22 protein-coding genes are annotated in these 16,707 nt (G+C 38.5%); 16 read left to right on the plus strand and 6 right to left on the minus strand.

What is annotated here, in order from left to right; all coding sequences use genetic code 11:
- Positions 1 to 12 precede the first annotated feature (12 nt).
- The 4 genes from L2716_RS03580 (at position 13) to L2716_RS03595 (ending at position 4,864) form a co-directional block, all read left to right on the plus strand.
- Positions 13 to 1,617: an amidohydrolase gene (locus L2716_RS03580; RefSeq protein ID WP_236331855.1), complete on the plus strand. Its 1,605-nt coding sequence runs from the start codon at positions 13 to 15 to the stop codon at positions 1,615 to 1,617.
- A gap of 82 nt (positions 1,618 to 1,699) precedes the next feature.
- A complete protein-coding gene (locus tag L2716_RS03585; RefSeq protein ID WP_236331858.1) occupies positions 1,700 to 2,878 on the plus strand; it encodes a histidine kinase N-terminal domain-containing protein in 1,179 nt (392 codons plus the stop codon).
- Positions 2,847 to 4,109: a carboxylate--amine ligase gene (locus L2716_RS03590; RefSeq protein WP_236331860.1), complete on the plus strand. Its 1,263-nt coding sequence runs from the start codon at positions 2,847 to 2,849 to the stop codon at positions 4,107 to 4,109. The genes L2716_RS03585 and L2716_RS03590 overlap by 32 nt, the downstream gene beginning before the upstream one ends.
- A gap of 284 nt (positions 4,110 to 4,393) precedes the next feature.
- Positions 4,394 to 4,864: a sigma-70 family RNA polymerase sigma factor gene (locus L2716_RS03595; RefSeq protein WP_236331862.1), complete on the plus strand. Its 471-nt coding sequence runs from the start codon at positions 4,394 to 4,396 to the stop codon at positions 4,862 to 4,864.
- A 100-nt stretch (positions 4,865 to 4,964) separates the two neighbouring features.
- On the opposite strand, the gene L2716_RS03600 is transcribed toward L2716_RS03595, so the two are convergent.
- Together L2716_RS03600 and L2716_RS03605 are read right to left on the minus strand one after the other, a co-directional pair.
- The gene (locus tag L2716_RS03600; RefSeq protein WP_236331864.1) at positions 4,965 to 5,096 is read right to left on the minus strand and encodes a DUF3941 domain-containing protein; all 132 of its coding nucleotides are present in this window, start codon (positions 5,094 to 5,096) and stop codon (positions 4,965 to 4,967) included.
- A 44-nt stretch (positions 5,097 to 5,140) separates the two neighbouring features.
- Complete coding sequence (locus L2716_RS03605; protein WP_236331866.1) at positions 5,141 to 6,010, minus strand: DegV family protein; 870 nt, start codon at positions 6,008 to 6,010, stop codon at positions 5,141 to 5,143.
- Between the two features lie 156 nt (positions 6,011 to 6,166).
- Between L2716_RS03605 and L2716_RS03610 the strand changes: the two genes are divergently transcribed.
- Positions 6,167 to 7,009 carry a YitT family protein gene (locus tag L2716_RS03610; RefSeq protein WP_236337782.1) on the plus strand — a complete coding sequence of 281 codons (843 nt, stop codon included), beginning with the start codon at positions 6,167 to 6,169 and terminating at the stop codon, positions 7,007 to 7,009.
- Positions 7,010 to 7,198: 189 nt separating this feature from the next.
- Here L2716_RS03610 and L2716_RS03615 read toward each other — a convergent pair whose 3' ends face one another.
- Complete coding sequence (locus L2716_RS03615) at positions 7,199 to 7,459, minus strand: NifU N-terminal domain-containing protein (protein ID WP_236331868.1); 261 nt, start codon at positions 7,457 to 7,459, stop codon at positions 7,199 to 7,201.
- Positions 7,460 to 7,520: 61 nt separating this feature from the next.
- Positions 7,521 to 7,973, minus strand: a complete 453-nt coding sequence (locus L2716_RS03620; protein ID WP_236331871.1) for a GNAT family N-acetyltransferase — start codon at positions 7,971 to 7,973, stop codon at positions 7,521 to 7,523.
- A 152-nt stretch (positions 7,974 to 8,125) separates the two neighbouring features.
- On the opposite strand from L2716_RS03620, the gene L2716_RS03625 reads away from it, so the two are divergent.
- Positions 8,126 to 8,887: a Dph6-related ATP pyrophosphatase gene (locus tag L2716_RS03625; RefSeq protein WP_236331873.1), complete on the plus strand. Its 762-nt coding sequence runs from the start codon at positions 8,126 to 8,128 to the stop codon at positions 8,885 to 8,887.
- 22 nt (positions 8,888 to 8,909) lie between these two features.
- A complete protein-coding gene (locus tag L2716_RS03630; protein WP_236331875.1) occupies positions 8,910 to 9,479 on the plus strand; it encodes an SGNH/GDSL hydrolase family protein in 570 nt (189 codons plus the stop codon).
- A 44-nt stretch (positions 9,480 to 9,523) separates the two neighbouring features.
- Here L2716_RS03630 and L2716_RS03635 read toward each other — a convergent pair whose 3' ends face one another.
- Positions 9,524 to 9,676 carry a hypothetical protein gene (locus L2716_RS03635; protein WP_236331877.1) on the minus strand — a complete coding sequence of 51 codons (153 nt, stop codon included), beginning with the start codon at positions 9,674 to 9,676 and terminating at the stop codon, positions 9,524 to 9,526.
- A gap of 44 nt (positions 9,677 to 9,720) precedes the next feature.
- Positions 9,721 to 10,542, minus strand: coding sequence for a Cof-type HAD-IIB family hydrolase (locus L2716_RS03640; protein WP_268963931.1), 822 nt, complete (start codon positions 10,540 to 10,542; stop codon positions 9,721 to 9,723).
- Between the two features lie 163 nt (positions 10,543 to 10,705).
- Here L2716_RS03640 and L2716_RS03645 point away from each other — a divergent pair, with 163 nt between their 5' ends.
- The 9 genes from L2716_RS03645 to mobB all read left to right on the plus strand — a co-directional run bounded on the left by L2716_RS03645 (position 10,706) and on the right by mobB (position 16,706).
- The gene (locus L2716_RS03645; RefSeq protein ID WP_236331878.1) at positions 10,706 to 12,193 is read left to right on the plus strand and encodes a Na+/H+ antiporter NhaC family protein; all 1,488 of its coding nucleotides are present in this window, start codon (positions 10,706 to 10,708) and stop codon (positions 12,191 to 12,193) included.
- Positions 12,194 to 12,295: 102 nt separating this feature from the next.
- Entirely contained in the window at positions 12,296 to 12,565 is a 270-nt protein-coding gene (locus L2716_RS03650; RefSeq protein WP_236331881.1) for a hypothetical protein, read from the plus strand.
- A gap of 192 nt (positions 12,566 to 12,757) precedes the next feature.
- On the plus strand, positions 12,758 to 13,525 hold the full coding sequence (locus L2716_RS03655; protein WP_236331884.1) for an alpha/beta fold hydrolase: 768 nt from the start codon (positions 12,758 to 12,760) through the stop codon (positions 13,523 to 13,525).
- A 166-nt stretch (positions 13,526 to 13,691) separates the two neighbouring features.
- Positions 13,692 to 13,910, plus strand: coding sequence for a DUF1659 domain-containing protein (locus tag L2716_RS03660; RefSeq protein WP_236331886.1), 219 nt, complete (start codon positions 13,692 to 13,694; stop codon positions 13,908 to 13,910).
- Between the two features lie 35 nt (positions 13,911 to 13,945).
- Entirely contained in the window at positions 13,946 to 14,164 is a 219-nt protein-coding gene (locus tag L2716_RS03665; RefSeq protein ID WP_236331887.1) for a DUF2922 domain-containing protein, read from the plus strand.
- Positions 14,165 to 14,274: 110 nt separating this feature from the next.
- Positions 14,275 to 14,412, plus strand: coding sequence for a YvrJ family protein (locus L2716_RS03670; protein WP_236331889.1), 138 nt, complete (start codon positions 14,275 to 14,277; stop codon positions 14,410 to 14,412).
- Positions 14,413 to 14,484: 72 nt separating this feature from the next.
- Positions 14,485 to 14,796 carry a metal-sulfur cluster assembly factor gene (locus L2716_RS03675; RefSeq protein ID WP_236331891.1) on the plus strand — a complete coding sequence of 104 codons (312 nt, stop codon included), beginning with the start codon at positions 14,485 to 14,487 and terminating at the stop codon, positions 14,794 to 14,796.
- Between the two features lie 132 nt (positions 14,797 to 14,928).
- Complete coding sequence (locus tag L2716_RS03680; RefSeq protein ID WP_236331893.1) at positions 14,929 to 16,197, plus strand: molybdopterin molybdotransferase MoeA; 1,269 nt, start codon at positions 14,929 to 14,931, stop codon at positions 16,195 to 16,197.
- Complete coding sequence (gene mobB / locus L2716_RS03685; protein WP_236331895.1) at positions 16,185 to 16,706, plus strand: molybdopterin-guanine dinucleotide biosynthesis protein B; 522 nt, start codon at positions 16,185 to 16,187, stop codon at positions 16,704 to 16,706. The genes L2716_RS03680 and mobB overlap by 13 nt, the downstream gene beginning before the upstream one ends.
- Position 16,707: the final 1 nt, after the last annotated feature.

The raw sequence follows: 16,707 nt of genomic DNA on the forward strand, positions 1-16,707 counted from the left end.
GGAGGACTACAATTGATTATTGATAACATTCGACTTTATCGACCAAATAAAAATGATGACCCTGACCAGGTGCATCACATCCATATAGAAGAAGGGAAGATCTCTGAAATCAAAAAAGGCAGATCACCAGAACAAGGTGTGGACGTCTATGATGGGGATAAGCGCACAATCATGCCAAGTATAACTGATTCTCATTTACATTTACTTCGGTACGGATTGATGAAGACTGAGCTCGATTTAAGAGGTGTAACATCATGGGCAGAACTGAAAAGAGAAGTGAATGAGTATTACCCATACATGGAAGAACATGACTGGATTATCGGTAGGGGATTGGAAGATGATCAATATTCTGATTTGGATCATCCACTTACCGCTAAGGATTTAGAGGAAATACACCTTCATAAGCCGATGTTCTTCATGCACAGAGATGGACATGAATGTGTGGTCAACCAAACGGTCTTAAATAAATTGAAGAATGAGGATACTTTCTTAAAGAAGGTGCCTGAAGACTTTATTGAGAAGAATGACGACGGAGAATGGAACGGTAGATTCAAGGATACGGCTGTTCATTATATTAAGCGCCATTTTCGTAGTAGACCGAAAGACGAAGCAAAAGAAGCCATTCAAGCTGCGGTACCGTTTTTATTGGAAAATGGGGTTACATCCGTCCATACAGACGATCTCAACTTTATAAAAGATTACAAAATATTGATGGAGAGTTATCAAGAGTTAGAATGGGAAGGTAAGCTCCCTGTAGACGTTTTTCTGCATTACTATATTTTTCAAAAAGAGGATTTGAACGAATTTTTGAATGCATTTGATATTAGATCTGGTGAAGGTTCTGAAAAAGTTAAGGTCGGTGCAATCAAAATCTTTTTAGATGGAACACAACGACTCCATACAGCTGCTATGCGTATTCCTTATCATGACAAACCGGAAACCGCTGGAGATGTGATTTACTCTCAAGAGGAATTGAATGAAATTGTCCGTGTAGCCTCGCAAAATAACATGCAAGTAGCGATGCATGCTTTAGGTGATCGGGCAACTGAACAAGCGATCATTGCACTGGAACAACCTGAAGTGAATGTCAATAAATTAAGGCACAGGATTATCCATGCCCAGACCCTTGGACCAGATTTATTGGATCGAATGCGAGATCTTAAACCATACATCGAGGTACAACCATCCTTTCTGATGGATGAATATGATGAAAAGGCGAAATGGGTAGGCGAAAATCTTGCACCGTACTGTGATGCATTTGGTTCATTGGAATCAAATCAGATTCCTTATACTTTAAGCTCTGATGCCCCAATTGGTGACTTAAATCCATTTGTTTCAGTATTTGGTGCGGTTAATAGGACGGATTTAAATCATAACCCTGAAGGAGGCTGGGTCCCTTCGGAAAAATTGACGATCGATCAAGCATTTTACGCCTTTACTTACACACCGAGACTACTGGAATTTCAAGAAAAACATAAAGGACGTTTAGAGAAAGGTTATCAGGCAGACTTTCTACTAATTGACCAGCATCCCAAAAAAATGCATGAACGTGAGTTACACAATATAAAGGTGAATGAAGTCTGGGTAAAAGGTAAACAGGTATACTCATCAGATTGAAATAGCAGTTCAGTCATCACACCATAACCCTTTTGAAGTCTGTTATAATGGCAATAATAGTGGCTTTGAGGGAGATTAAGTGATGAAAATGAAAATGGAATTAACCCATGAGGAAGTGCAACATCTTGTTGAATTATTTCATACTTATCATGACACAATTTTGTCTGAATGGTTGAAGGTTGCAAATATTTCCGAGGATGATCCATTCCTGAGTGAGGTTACTGCTAATGGCGGTCATACAATTCGATTGTTAGTAGCCTATATCAAAGATCCGGAAACGCTATTGATTGAGCAGTTGACTAGGAAAATTGCAATAGAAAGAGTTGAAGCCAAAGTAGGCATCGGTGAGTTTATTTCGAACATTAATCTTGGTCGTTCTATCATTTATCGTGTATTTAACCGTGTTAACATACCTGATTCTTATCAAATGAAATATTTAATGGTCATTAATGATTTCTTTGACCTTTATATGTATCATGCGATTACAGAATACACGAGAGTGAAGGATTCAATTATTCAGAATAAAAATCAGTTTATCCAAGAAATGCATAGTGATCGTCTTTCTATATTAGGTCAAGTAGCAGCAAGCTTTGCTCACGAATTTAGGAATCCTTTAACATCTATTAAAGGATTCATTCAAATGATTGAGAAGGATGCAACTACCGAAACGGAAACCTATTTCAGAATTATTAAACAAGAATTAGACAGTCTTGAAGATAAAATCACTCAATTTCTGTATCTTTCAAAAATGAAAGGCTTGGATGATCAGTCTGAAGTATTCGCATTGGAAAGTGTAGTCCAAGGCATGATGGAATTCTTATACCCACGATTCTTAGATGAGAATATTAATGTCCATCATCATTTAGCTGACCACTCTTACATGTTTGGAGTAGAAGGTCAAATCAAACAAGTATTGCTTAATATTCTCAACAATGCTGTAGAAGAACTTTCAGAAATAAAAGGAGAGCGGACGGTTAAAGTCAATTTGTGTGAACTGGATGGAAACATTCAATTGACTATTACGAATAACGGCTCGATGATTCCTGAACATCTTTTAGAAGACATTTTTGAGCCGTTCATTTCTACAAAACAATTAGGTACAGGCTTAGGATTATCTGTATGTAAGCAAATTGTAGAAAAGCATAAAGGTAGTATTCAAGTTATCTCTACAGAAGAGAAAACGTCCTTCGTTATGACATTTCCTAAAGCAGACTTGGAAGGAGAGTTACATGACAGCGATGATTCATTACAATGCCAATGATTTAAAGAAAGAACTACTAGAAGATACGCAAATAAGTGAACAAAGGCCTGTGTTGATTTGCAATGCCCATATTACTGGATTAGCAGTGGCGAGAGGTCTAGGTAGAAAAGGTGTTCCAGTTATTGCACTTGACCGTGAGGATAGGGGACTTGCCTTTTCATCTAAATATGTGAAACATAGAGGCGTTTGTCCAAATCCAGTTGTAGCCGAAAAGGCATTTATTCAATATTTGATGGATATTGGACCAGCTTTCAGCCAAAAATGCGTATTGATCCCTTCTATGGATGAATGGGCTCTATCTTTTGCAAAATATGCTGACCAGTTGTCCGAATATTATATATGGCCTTTCTCTAGTTATGAGACAATCGAACAAATTCTAGATAAATCCCAACTGTATGAAAGAGCAAATGAACTTGGTGTCCCAGTTCCTGGATATAGCAAATTGACAGATTCAAATATTCACGAATTACCTAATCAACTGTCATTTCCTATGGTATTAAAACCGATTAATAAACGGGCATTCTATGACGCATTTCAAGAAGGCTTATTTATCGCTTCTGATCAAAAAGAGTATGTTGAAATGACTAAGAAAGCAAAAGAAGCTGGATTGGATTTAATTGCTCAAGAATTTGTAGATGTGCAAAGGGATGGGTACGTAACAATCGCAGTTTATATGGATGGGGAACAAAATCTTAGAGGGGCACTTGCCGGAAGAAGGCTTGAAATTTATCCGCCTCGTTCAGGCACGACTTGTTTAGTCGAATCCATTCAAGCACCGGAGTTGACCGATAGAGCCGTAGCAGTGCTAAAGGATTTCTCTTATGAGGGAATTGCTGAATGTGAATTTCTGTATGATGAGAAAGATGGGGAGTATAAACTTCTTGATATTAATACGCGACCTTGGAAATGGATTGGCCTTCCGATTCATTGTGGCGTGAACCTACCTCATCTTCTTTATTCATATGTAAACGGAGAGCCGTACTCCAATCTAAATCCAAAAAACGGCGTAAAATGGATTTACACAAACGATTACAAAAAACTTAAAGAAGAGAAACAAGGTTTGTATGATGGAGATATTTTGGAGAAAGAAGAATGGCTGGAAATTCTTCTGAATCAGACAGATGAAAGTTCAAAAGTGATCACTGCAGTTGAATCACAAGATGATCCAGAACCAGCGTATAGACTGCTTCAAAATTCCTTTTCCAAGAGATCATATTATTGTCCTTGTTAATTTAACAAATGAGCTCGGAGTGGAGTTCCTTCTTACGAAAAAGTTAGGACTTACACTCCAGGCTTATTTTTTTTTGCCTGAAATTAAGTGATGGACCCACTACTGAGAAGGGAATGAACCTTTTGATGGTCATAACTGATCATTTACTACATGTGAAGACGACTAAAACTTCGAATACGTTTTCTGAAATGCATACTAAACAATCATACAATCAATTTACCGCGGAAAATTGAAAGTATGCTTTCTGAAAAAGGTGCTAAGTGAAAGAAGGTTATGAAACACTTTTGGTACAGTATGAGCCATTAATCAAGAAATTGATAAAAAGATACAATTATGTAGATGGATATGATGAGTTGTTTCAAGTAGGTCGTATTGCTCTATGGGAAGCATATGAACGATTTGATTCAAGAAAAGGAGCGTTTCCTGCCTATGCAAAGACTTATGTGACAGGACGTTTTCTGCAATTTTTGAGAAAGCCCGGGTTTGAAACGGTTGAAGCAACAGAAAAGATAATGGATGACCATCTTCATTATGATGTTACTTATTTAGATTCCATCATAGTAGATGAATTGCTTCAAAACCTATCGAAAAGAGAACGGTTATGCGTTGAATATGTGATCTTACAAAGTGGGAGCCAGAAAGAACTCGCAAGAAGAGAGCAGGTGTCGTACGAAACGGTTCGTTCATGGAAAAAATGTGCGCTTAAGAAATTGAGGATAAAAGGGATCGCAATGAACAAGATAAAAGAAAACTAGGCGAAGGATGAGCCTTAGCTGAAAATATAAAATCCATTTCTATCGTATAAAAAAGGAATTGAACCTTTATAGATGGTAGGTTCAATTCCTCAAATATGACTTATAGATGGTCTGTTTTCTTAGAATATTGTCTAGAGCCGTTCTTAATGCTTTCGTCTTGCATCTTATTCTTTCGTTCTTGGTTCGCTTGGTTGTCTCGCTTCTTCTTATCATTATCTTTTGTATTAGACATCTCAATCCCTCCTTAACGATTAATTTAAACGTTAAGGAAAAGATTTATTCGGAATCCGGTGATCCGTTCAAGAAGTATACGGCTAGTGTCCCTGGACCAGAATGAGCCCCGATCGCACAACCAATCGTATTGACCATGACATTCTTGACTTTAAATTCGCTTTCAATCATTTCTTTCAGTTCATTTGCTCTCGTTAAATCATCAGCATGAGAGATAGCAATCGTTTGTTGGTCGAAATTCTGACCACGTTCATTGATTAATTCAATTAAGCGACTCAGCACTTTCTTTCTCCCTCTCACTTTTTCGATAGGGAACAACTTACCTTCTTCCATATGTAGTACAGGTTTAATTTTTAATAATCCACCAACAAATCCTGCTGCCTTTGAAACTCGGCCGCCACGTACTAGATACTCTAAATCATCAACTGTAAAAATGTGCTCGATTTTGTTGATGAGGGAGTGTGTGATGGAAGTTGCACGTTGTAGATCTAGCTCACTCTCAGCCATTTTTGTCGCTAGGTAGTAAGCGATCAAGCCATATCCAAGCGATGCGCTTTTGGAATCAACAATTTGTAATTCTGGATTGAATCCTTCTTCAATGACTTGTTCTTTCATAAGACACGCCGTTTGATATGTACCTGACAACTCTGAAGAAAGCGTGATATAAATGGCGGGTTGATTATTTTCCGCGAGCTTCTGGAATAGTTGTTTCATCCGGTCTGGTGGGACTTGAGAAGTTTTTGGAACTGCACCGTTTTTCATTTCAGTGTATAGTGTTGAGGGTTGAATCGTCTCTTTATCATAAAACTCATTATCATTCACATGGACGACTAATGGTAATACTTCAATGTTGTATTCATCAATAATGTGTTTTGGTAAGTCGCAGCCTGTATCTACGATTAGTTGAATAGACATAGTTTCACCTCACAAAATAATTACAATTTCCTACTTTTATTTTAGTGTAGCCTTGTAAAAAACAAAAAGCAATGAATTGTTTCAAATGGATTGACAAATAGGGCAGATATTGATAAAAATAGTACGTTCTATTTGGAAACGAAAGAAGGGATCTATATGACGCTTGTGTCAGAATTGAAGAAGATTACGATCATTTTGCTAGGTGCTGTCCTAGGTGCAGTTTCATTGAATTACTTTCTAATACCTGCGAATGTTTACGCAAGTGGGTTTACCGGAATCGCTCAGTTACTCGCTAGTGTTTTAAAAGAGACGCCAATACCAGCTTCAACCGGTATTTTATTATTCGTACTGAACATACCTGTTGCCATCTTAGGTTGGGTGAAGGTTGGTAAGGCTTTTACGATATATAGCTTTTTTAGCGTAGCGGCAACAACATTCTTCTTAGAAGTTATTCCAATTAAGGTGATTTCAGAGGATATTTTACTTAATGCGGTTTTCGGTGGTGTAATTGCAGCAATTGGAATTGGCTTCACGCTTAAGTGGGGTGCGTCAACAGGTGGAATGGATATTGTTGCGATGGTCCTTTCTAGAATGAAAGACCGTCCAATCGGTATTTATTTCTTTTCATTGAATGCCTTCATTATTCTAACTGCCGGATTACTTTATGGTTGGGAAAAGTCATTGTATACATTAGTTACCTTATATGTAACTTCTCGTGTGATAGACGTCATTCATACCCGACATGAAAAGCTTACAGCAATGATTATTACGAAAAAAGGAAAAGAAGTTCAGCAAGCGATCCATGATCGTATGGTGAGGGGAATAACGAAAATTCCAGCTAAGGGCGGATTCACAGACGAAGATAAAGACTTGCTCATTATCGTCGTAACTCGTTATGAATTGTATGACTTGGAAAATACGATTAAAAGTGTAGATCCACATGCTTTCACAAACATCGTAAACACAACAGGGATCTTCGGCTTCTTCCGTCAGGAATAGTCATTTAATAAGGGCTGTCTCATGAAAATGAGCACAGTCCTTTTTTATTTGTACAAAATAGAATTATTTCTGTTTGTGATAGGACGAACGCGGAGGCAGCATAGAATAACCATCCTATCGAAAAGTGGCGTACCCAATTAAACTTTGAGTACGCCATCCATTGTTGTTTCAATTAATTTTGTCTATCGCTTAGTAAGCATTTTCGAATACTTCTTGTACCTTTGGAACAATCGTATTCCAGTCAGCTTCAACCGTTTTGTTGACGGTGATGAAATCTTGGAATCCGAAAATAGAATCAACGCCTTCAATATTAAGGAGTGCGGATGCAACAGCATCGTCTGGTGAATCTCCTTGTCGATAGGAAAGTCTACCTTCGAATAAAGGTTGACTAGCGGAAAATTTTAAAGCATTTGGATTAGGTGTTTGATCGATTGTAAATTCTACTGCCATGATAACCAATCTCCTTTCATTCTTAATACTAATTGTAACAAACTTAACATTGATTCGTCAGTTAAAACGAAAAGCCGTACCGCTTCGAGACTACTTCATAAAAGCCGAGGGAGTTATAAATGTGTTTTGTGACGACATTATTTATGCCTGTCTCAAGCTCAATAGACTTGATCCCTGTTCTTTCAGCCCAGTGAACAACATGGAGGAGTAGTTTTCTAGCGATACCTTTATTACGTAGATCCTCTTGAACATACAACTCATTCAACCACATGTATTGTCCACCACGCGCTAGACTTACACCTATATTGAAAAATGCGATCCCGACGATTTCCTCATCAAGCTCAGCAACGACAATATAAGCAGTATCTTCCTGTTCGAGTGCCAGGTGAATACCGGTCATAATTTGATCGAATGTGCCGGAATTTTCATTCGATATTCTTTGTTTTGTTAAAAGTTGAGCAATTTGCTTTCTAATTTCAAATGATGCGTCTCTTTCCAATTCGTATACGTCCATCGTGTAACCCTCCTATGACCCACTTTTCTAATTCAATGTAACCTGTAAGATTCCTTCTATTCAAAGAAAATTTACATGAACAATCAACTGATTTGTAAATTCAGGAAACTTTTTGGCCACTTCATCCGTCTATAAAAGAGGATGGTATTTTGTTGAAATATATAAAAACGCTATATGTACGAAAACCGTCCATTATTTTCGAATGCTTTACTATACTATTCGTCAAGAAGGTGACTGAAATGACGAAACAAGCTGTACTTTTTTGGAGTGGTGGTAAAGACTGTGTACTCGCATTACATGAATTGAAACAGTCTAAGTCATATCAAGTTGACTACTTGTTAACTACATATAATCAAACTACAGAACGCGTGCCATTCCATGGCATTCATATAGACCTAATTGAAGAACAAGCTCATTCTCTTGGGATTCCATTAATTAAAGTGCCATTACCAGATCAACCAGATAACCATTCATATGAACAAATCATCCTAAATGAGTTAGAAACACTTAAACAAAAAGGTGTTCAAACAACTGTTCACGGAGATATCTTCCTTGAAGATTTATATCATTACAAAAAGAGATTGGCAAATCGAGTCGGTTTGACAGCTCATTTTCCTCTGTGGAATAAGCCAACATTAGACCTTTCACGAATTCTCATTGAACAAGGTTACACTGCGATTATTTGTGGCGTTGATCAAAAAGTTATTCAGCCATCTGAATTGGGAAACCATTACTCAAAGGATTTTGTATATCGGTATAAGAATATGATCGATCCATGTGGAGAAAATGGTGAATTTCATACTTTCGTTACTGGGGGACCGATTTTTTCAAAAGCAGTGAATATTAAGTATGAAAATAAAGTGCAAACTTTATTTAAACAATATAACTTTATAGAGTTAGATGTGGGTATATAAAGATAACGAGGAGGGTGTTAATGTGCCGACATTGGTATGTTTTGGGGATAGTTTGACTGCAAAGGAAGAAAGTTTGGAAGGATATGAGCGTTTGACCCCACGATTAAGAAAGCAACTGACGGATTGGACGATAGTTAATTCCGGTGTGTCTGGGGAAACGACAAGAGCAGCGTTAGCACGTCTGCAGGATGATGTACTTAGACATTCACCAGAACTCGTCACGATTTTATTTGGTTCAAATGATGCGAGTGAACATCGACGAATCAACTTGCAAGAATATGAACGGAACCTCGAAGTTATGATTGATCGGATTAACCCGAAGAAAACGATATTGATTAGCCCGCCACCTATTATTGAAGACAGCCAGGATAAGAGAAGTAATGAAGACCTTGCGCGTTATGCAGAATCAGCTAGAAGGATTGCGTCTAAACGGGGTTGTTATTTTATTGATTTGTGGACTTATTTTTCGAAAAATCGACTTTATGAGAAAATGCTTATTGAGGATGGATTACACTTTAATGAAAGAGCTTATCTTTTCTTTTCAGAGTTGGTCTACGATCAAATAAAATCTATTTATGCTAAAGCAGTATAATTAATCATAAAAGAGGTCGGCATTTAGCCGACCTCTTTTTTATTTTATTCCCCGCCTAAAGTTAAGTCCTGGGATCGAGCTTTTTGTGCTTCACGATCATGTGTGGACATAGTTGTCTGAATTTCCTTTTCATCATTTCCTCTTACGCGTTCAGCGCCTTGCTGAGTTGCGCGTTTAGAACGATTCTTCTTACTCATAGTGCAGAACCTCCTTTGCGTTTATTATCCCGCAAAATCGGGTTCTATACACTTTCCTTTAGAGACAAAAGGTCTGTAAGGAAATGAGCGATTCCGTCTTCTTCATTCGTTTTCGTTACGCCATTGGCAATGTTTTTCAATTCTGGAATTGCGTTACCCATAGCAATTCCGTAGCCGGCATACTCAATCATTTCAAGATCATTATCCTCATCTCCAAATGCAATGATCCTATCTTGAGGAACGTCCAACGTTTCAGCTACACGCTTCAACCCAACGGCTTTATTTAGACCGGATCTAACAACTTCGATGATGTTATAAGGAGCAGCCCAAACTCTATGGTCAATCACTTCAGCATGTTGTGCTTTTAATAATGCTCTGAGCTCCTTTACCTGGTGGTCGTGAGGTCTGATTAGAATTGAAGTAGGATTATGCTTTAATGATTGATGAAGGTTCCCGATATTCATTCTTGAAGGTTCAATCATAAATGAATTGGTGATAAATTCATCCTCATAATGCAAATACATATCGTCCAAAACTTCTGCTATGACATTCTTCACGTTGAAATCTAAGCACGTTTTAACGATGTTTTGGGCTGTATCAAGCTCTAATGGTGAGTGGTAAATACCCCAATCAGATTGTCTTGGATGATGGATAAATGCGCCGTTAAAATTAATAATAGGAGTAGATAGGTTAAGCTCATGATAATACCTTTCGCTTCCACGAAATGGCCGACCAGTTGAAATAACAACGTGATGACCTTCGTTCATTGCTTGTGTAAGGATATTTTTCGTGTAGTGAGATACGGTCTTATCGTCCTTCAGTAATGTTCCGTCTAAATCTATTGCAATTAAATAGGGCTTAGTCATTATTTAGTCCCCTTTCTATGTATGGTTGTCCACTTTGCACGTATTACCAATTTTACCGATAAGGTCCTAATATGTCTACGCACACAGGAAAAACTTCTCTTTGTCCAAAAAAACAGATGTATGGTATCATGAAAAAATGTTCACATGAAATGGAGGAAAGTTTATGGGAAACGAACATCATACAAGCGAAGTAAAAGAGGCGATCGGGAAGAAAGAAATTCAACGCCTTGAATTTCGTGGGGGAGTCTTTGCAGCTACTATTCCTCTCGTATTCTTTATCGTCTGGGCTATTACATTAAGTACGCAAGAACTTGTTACAGAAGAAGGTCTTGTACTTGGTATGGTCCTAGGTATTCTAATTGGTCTATTCTTCTGTAAGTCTAAATGGTCTGATTATGCACAATCACTATTTTCAGGAATGGCACAGCCAATTGGTGTCATTGCTGTAATTGCATGGTTTTGGGCTGGGATGTTTGCCAAATTGTTGTCTGCTGGAGGATTAGTAGATGGTTTAATTTGGTTTGGTTTTCAGACAGGACTTGAAGGCGGTTACTTTGTTGGTTTAACGTTCCTTTTGGCAGCATTATTCTCTACCGCAGTAGGTACTGGGTATGGAACGGTAGCTACATTTGGGATTTTGATGTATCCTGCAGGCTTAGTCCTAGGTGCAGATCCTGTAGTTCTCCTTGCTGCGATATTAAGTGGAGCTGTTTTTGGTGACAACCTTGCTCCAGTTTCGGATACGACGATCGTTTCAGCAACTACGCAAGAAGCAGATGTACCAGGTGTTGTTCGATCTCGTTTCAAGTATTCCATTACTGCTGCTATCCCATCTTTATTTCTATTTATCATCTTTGGTGGAGGAGGTACAGCTGGGAGTCCAGAAGTACTCAATCAATTAGAGCAACAAGTTTCAGCTGAAGGATTATGGCTGTTATTACCATTTATTCTTGTATTATACTTAGCTTTAAGTGGTCACCATTTATTAACATCTTTAACTTGGGGGATCGTTGCATCCATTGCGGTTATTTTCGTTACGGGTACACCTCTCGAGAAGGTAATTTCAATTCATAAAGAGAATGGTACTGCTGTTGTTGATGGTGCCCTAATGAACGGTATTGGTGGATATTTCAATATGGCCATTTTAATATTATTCATTCTTTCAGCGGCGCATTTATTAGAAGTTGCAGGCACGATGGAAGCGATTCGGAACTTCTTCTTGAAACTAATCAATAAGGTTGTTCGTCGAGCAGAATTGTCTATCTTTGCAATTGTTGCTTCATTAAATATTTTTATCACAATTAATACAGCAGCAGAAATTGCAGCTGCACCTTTCGTACGAAAGCTAGGTAAGGAATTTAATATTCATCCATATCGCCGTGCGAATTTCCTAGATACTGTTTCATCTTCATTAGGATATATTTTTCCTTGGAGTGGAGGCGTATTGCTTGCATGGGCGACAATTAAGGGGGCTGCTAAGGATTACGACTTCTTAACTGTGGTATCCCCTACTGACGTTTTTCCTTATGTATTCCAAGGATGGGGATTACTAATTGTCATGTTCATAGCGGCATTAACAGGCTGGGGACTCCGTTATTCTGGTAAGAATGGTGAAGAGGTCCACCCAAAAGATTATCAACCTGAACAATAATATGCATATCGGAAAAAAGTCATCTTCTTATTGATTCTTATGTTTAATGTTATTCAATTAGGGAAAACATTAAAACATATTACTTGAGGAGGTTGACTTTATATGAAAATCACGCCTAAAAAAGCTGTAGCGTCAGGCGTAGCCGCTAGTGTTGCGGGCGTTGCTACTTATTACTTGAAAGACCGTTCGAACCGAATCAAGGTGAAGGAAACTGTAACTGACTTTGCGACGAAACTCAAGGACAGAACAAATAACTTTAGAAATTCCAATGTCCCTATTGATAAAGCAGGGGAACCACAAGACCTTGAAGACAGTAAAATGGTCGATGAAGGCGCGCAAACGAGCGTACAGTATTATAATAAGACACAATAACGATTGTTGAATGAGGTGACCTTGGCCTAGTGCCATAAGGTCACTTCTTTTTCTTTGGCTTAGTTTGAGAATACCGTTGATTTTCTTGTAATGAGTTGATGATGAGAAATTCAAGATAATAGGAGCTAATTCATTACGTTCTAGCCGTGATTTTGATATGATGTTTGAAAGAGATTATGAAGCAGGTGACTTATGATACAGATAGAAACAGACTATGTCGAGAACATTCCAGTATTGAACATTGCACCATCGGATCAGGCTGATGAGGAACTTCCAACACTTATTTTTCTTCACGGGTTTACAAGCTCTAAAGAGCAAAACTTATCCTACGCGTATCTTCTAGCCAAGGAAGGAATTCGTGTAATTCTACCGGACTTTCCTCACCACGGAGAACGGGCGATACATTTATCAACAAAAGAACGAAACTGGAAATTTTGGGATATCATTGTACAAGGAATTACTGAACTGGAAACCGTTAAGAATCATTACATAGAAAAAGGACATATCAACATAGAAAGAATTGGAGTCGCAGGTACTTCGATGGGTAGTATTACGATGTTTGGAGCATTGACCCAATATGATTGGATTAAGCTATCTGTCTCCATGATGGGTACGCCTTGTTATGAAGATTTTGCGAATCTGATGTTGAAATCATTACAGAATGAGGGGGTTGAATTACCGATATCAATTGCAGAATTAGAGGAAAAGTTCCGCAGTCTCAAGATATTTGATCTTTCACAAAATCCTCAACTGCTCGGTAATCGCCCATTATTAATTTGGCACGGAGAAGCTGATTCAGTCGTACCTTATCAATTGACTAAGAGGTTTTATGACAAGCTATTATATAATGGATATGCAGATACGGATCAGGTCCATATGCTAACTGACCAGGTAGCAGGCCATAAGGTAACAAGAGATGCTTGTCATCAAGCGGTTGATTGGATTATCGAACATATATAAATAAGCTTAAAGGTCGAACCTGAATGCCAGGTTCGATTTTTTATTTGTGTAAACAAAATTACTGTAGCTCTTATCACTAAGCGCACCTCATTTTACATTTTTTCGAAACTCACCTCCCCACTTTAAGGCTTAACTTTGTATTTATAGAGTGAAAGGGGGTGAGACAATGGCTACAGCAGTTTTGGACGATACGAGGCTCACGATTACATTTGACGCTGGAGTGGATAATGAAGGGAAGCCAGTTTACAAACGGAAAAATTTCAACAACATCAAGACAACTGCAACCCATGACCAAATGTTTGAAATGGTGCAAGCATTAGCGCCTCTTCAACAATATCCAGTCAGTCAAATCGAGCGATCCAATGCTTTTGACTTAAGCGAGTAGCATGATGGAAATGAATAAGAAAGGAGGAATTGCAAATGGCAAAGCAGATTGAACTACTATTTGAAAATGAGGAAGGCGGCACGGTTCGTATTTCGCTAGAAGAGCCTGTAGAGCCGGTTGATACGTTAGCGCTAAATTCTGCGATGGATAAGATTATCTCAGACAATGCGTTGATCTCATCTGGTGGAGATCTTGTCGCTAAAAGAGGCGCAAGAATCGTTGAGCGAAATGTCACGGATGTACCGTTAGCATAAACAATACCATATTCAATTAGAGAGGGGCGAATAGTTGTCCTTCTCTTTTTGCCTGTTAAGCATATAAATTTTCAGATACAATTTCACTTTAATTAGAAAGGGGTGAGAAGATGGACCAGTGGATTTCGATGTTGAGTGAATTTGGATTTCCCGTTGTCGTAACGCTCTATTTACTTCACAGGATTGAATCTAAATTGGATTCATTGAATCAATCCATTCTCAATCTTCCAAACCATTTAAAGAGTTAATGCGGATTGTTTTATGTCATGCACCTAATGGGTTATACTAGGGAAAGAAACTGTAAGAGGAAGGGGTTCGTTATGGCTAACGAAGAAGTAAATGAGAAGTTGATGGAAGCACTAGAAGAGGTTGAAGACCCTGAACTAGGTGTGGACATTGTAAATTTAGGATTAGTGTATAATGTAGAATTAGATGAAGAGAGTATAGCGAGGGTTACGATGACATTGACTGCAATGGGTTGTCCTTTAGCAGGTACGATTACAAATGATGTGCGAAATGCGCTTATCGATTTCGATGAGGTTAAAGAAGTAGATGTAAATATCGTTTGGAATCCACCTTGGACGAAAGATAAAATGTCCCGCTATGCAAAAATTGCACTAGGCATCCAATAAAATAAAGACTGGAATAAAGTTGACTCTCTATGTGATTTCGAGAGTCAACTTTTTTAACATAAAAAATTAAAAGTGAATGCGATTACATACTTTGATAAAATAGGCTTGGATAGAATAAAGGTGGTATAAACGATGGTAGTTGAGCGTAGAAAACCGATTTCAATTGGGGAAGCGGTAGTAAGAGTTTTACAATATCCCCTTCAATTAGAAGTGGAGCATGTACATATTGGAACCTCATTGGACCGAATTTTAGCAGAGGATGTTGTAGCTGATCACGATGTGCCGCCATTTGATCGGTCTCCTTACGATGGCTTTGCGCTAAGAGCAGAAGACACGAGACATGCCTCAACAGATTCACCTGTCACTTTAGAGGTGATCGAGGAAATTGGTGCAGGACAAGTAGCCAAGCAAAAGATTGAAGCAGGTCAAGCAATCCGAATCATGACGGGTGCTGCAATTCCTGAAGGAGCAACCGCTGTTTCCATGTTTGAAGTTGTTAAAGAAACGAAACGAGATACTAAAGCAACCATTGAGCTTAAACGATCATTTAAAGAAGGCCAAAATATTGCGAAGCAAGGAGAAGATACCGAAGAGGGTAGTATGCTAATCCAAAAGGGTACGATCATTACACCGGGTGTAATTGCAATTCTCTCTACTTTCGGATACTCAAATGTATCCGTTTGGCGGAAACCTAGAATTGGCATATATGCAACTGGTACGGAGCTGCTTGATATCGATGAACCATTACAACCTGGTAAAATTCGAAATTCAAATGCCTATATGATCGCTGCTCAAATTCGTAACATGGGTGGAGAGCCTGTTTATTTGGGTAAATTGGCTGATGATTTCCAAACCTGTTTCGAAGCAGTTAAATCCTCGATTGAAGTTTATGATGCGCTCATTACTACTGGTGGCGTGTCAGTCGGTGATTTTGATTATTTACCTGACATTTATCAAGAACTTGGAGCCCGTACACTTTTTAATAAAATTGCTATGCGTCCCGGGAGTGTGACAACCGTTGCTGAGCTAAATGGAAAGCTCCTATTTGGCTTGTCAGGAAATCCTTCTGCGTGCTTTGTTGGTGGTGAATTACTCGTCCGCCCTTTCATTTTAAAGAGTATGCAGTCAAATCCATTCCTAGCGAAAACAAGAGCTACATTGTCTAAAGACTTTCCTAAACCGAATCCATTTACGCGACTTGTGCGTAGTCAAGTGAACTACTCTCCTAAAGGTGTTTATGTAACACCTACTGGTTTGGACAAGTCTAGTTCAGTCACTGCAATTGCCGAAGCGGATGCATTTATCATTCTGCCAGGAGGAACGAGAGGGTTCATGGCTGGAGACGAGGTTGATGTAATGTTGTTCAGTAAAGAAAGTAGCTCTAATCCATGGGAAGTATGATACCAATTTTACAAGTAGTGGGCTTTAAGAAGAGTGGTAAGACGACTGTACTTGAACATTTAGTCGACCACTGCCAACAAAAAGGGTATCGTGTAGGTGTTATTAAACACCATGGACACGGGGGAAGACCTGACACAATTGAATCTGATCAAACAGATACAGGAAGATTGCGTTCACAAGGTGCTTATGCAACGGCTGTAGAAGGTGAAGGTACCCTTATCATACATGTAGATAGTGAAGAAACAATCTTACTAGATCAAATCATTACGTTGTATCAACAGCTGCCGATCGATATCATATTTATAGAAGGATACAAAAGTAATCACTATCCAAAAGTCGTTGTCGCTGAAAATGAACGGGATTATAAAGAATTGAAGGATAACTGCAGTCATATTATTGCTTCCATTATACGGTTTGACCCGAAAGATTCGTTATCGACATCTTTTTCAATAGAGGATCCAAAGGGTTATTGTGAATTTATCATGGCAAGGATTTTGGATAGGAGCTGAG

Source organism: Pseudalkalibacillus berkeleyi (assembly GCF_021608225.1).
GTDB lineage: Bacteria > Bacillota > Bacilli > Bacillales > Fictibacillaceae > Pseudalkalibacillus > Pseudalkalibacillus berkeleyi.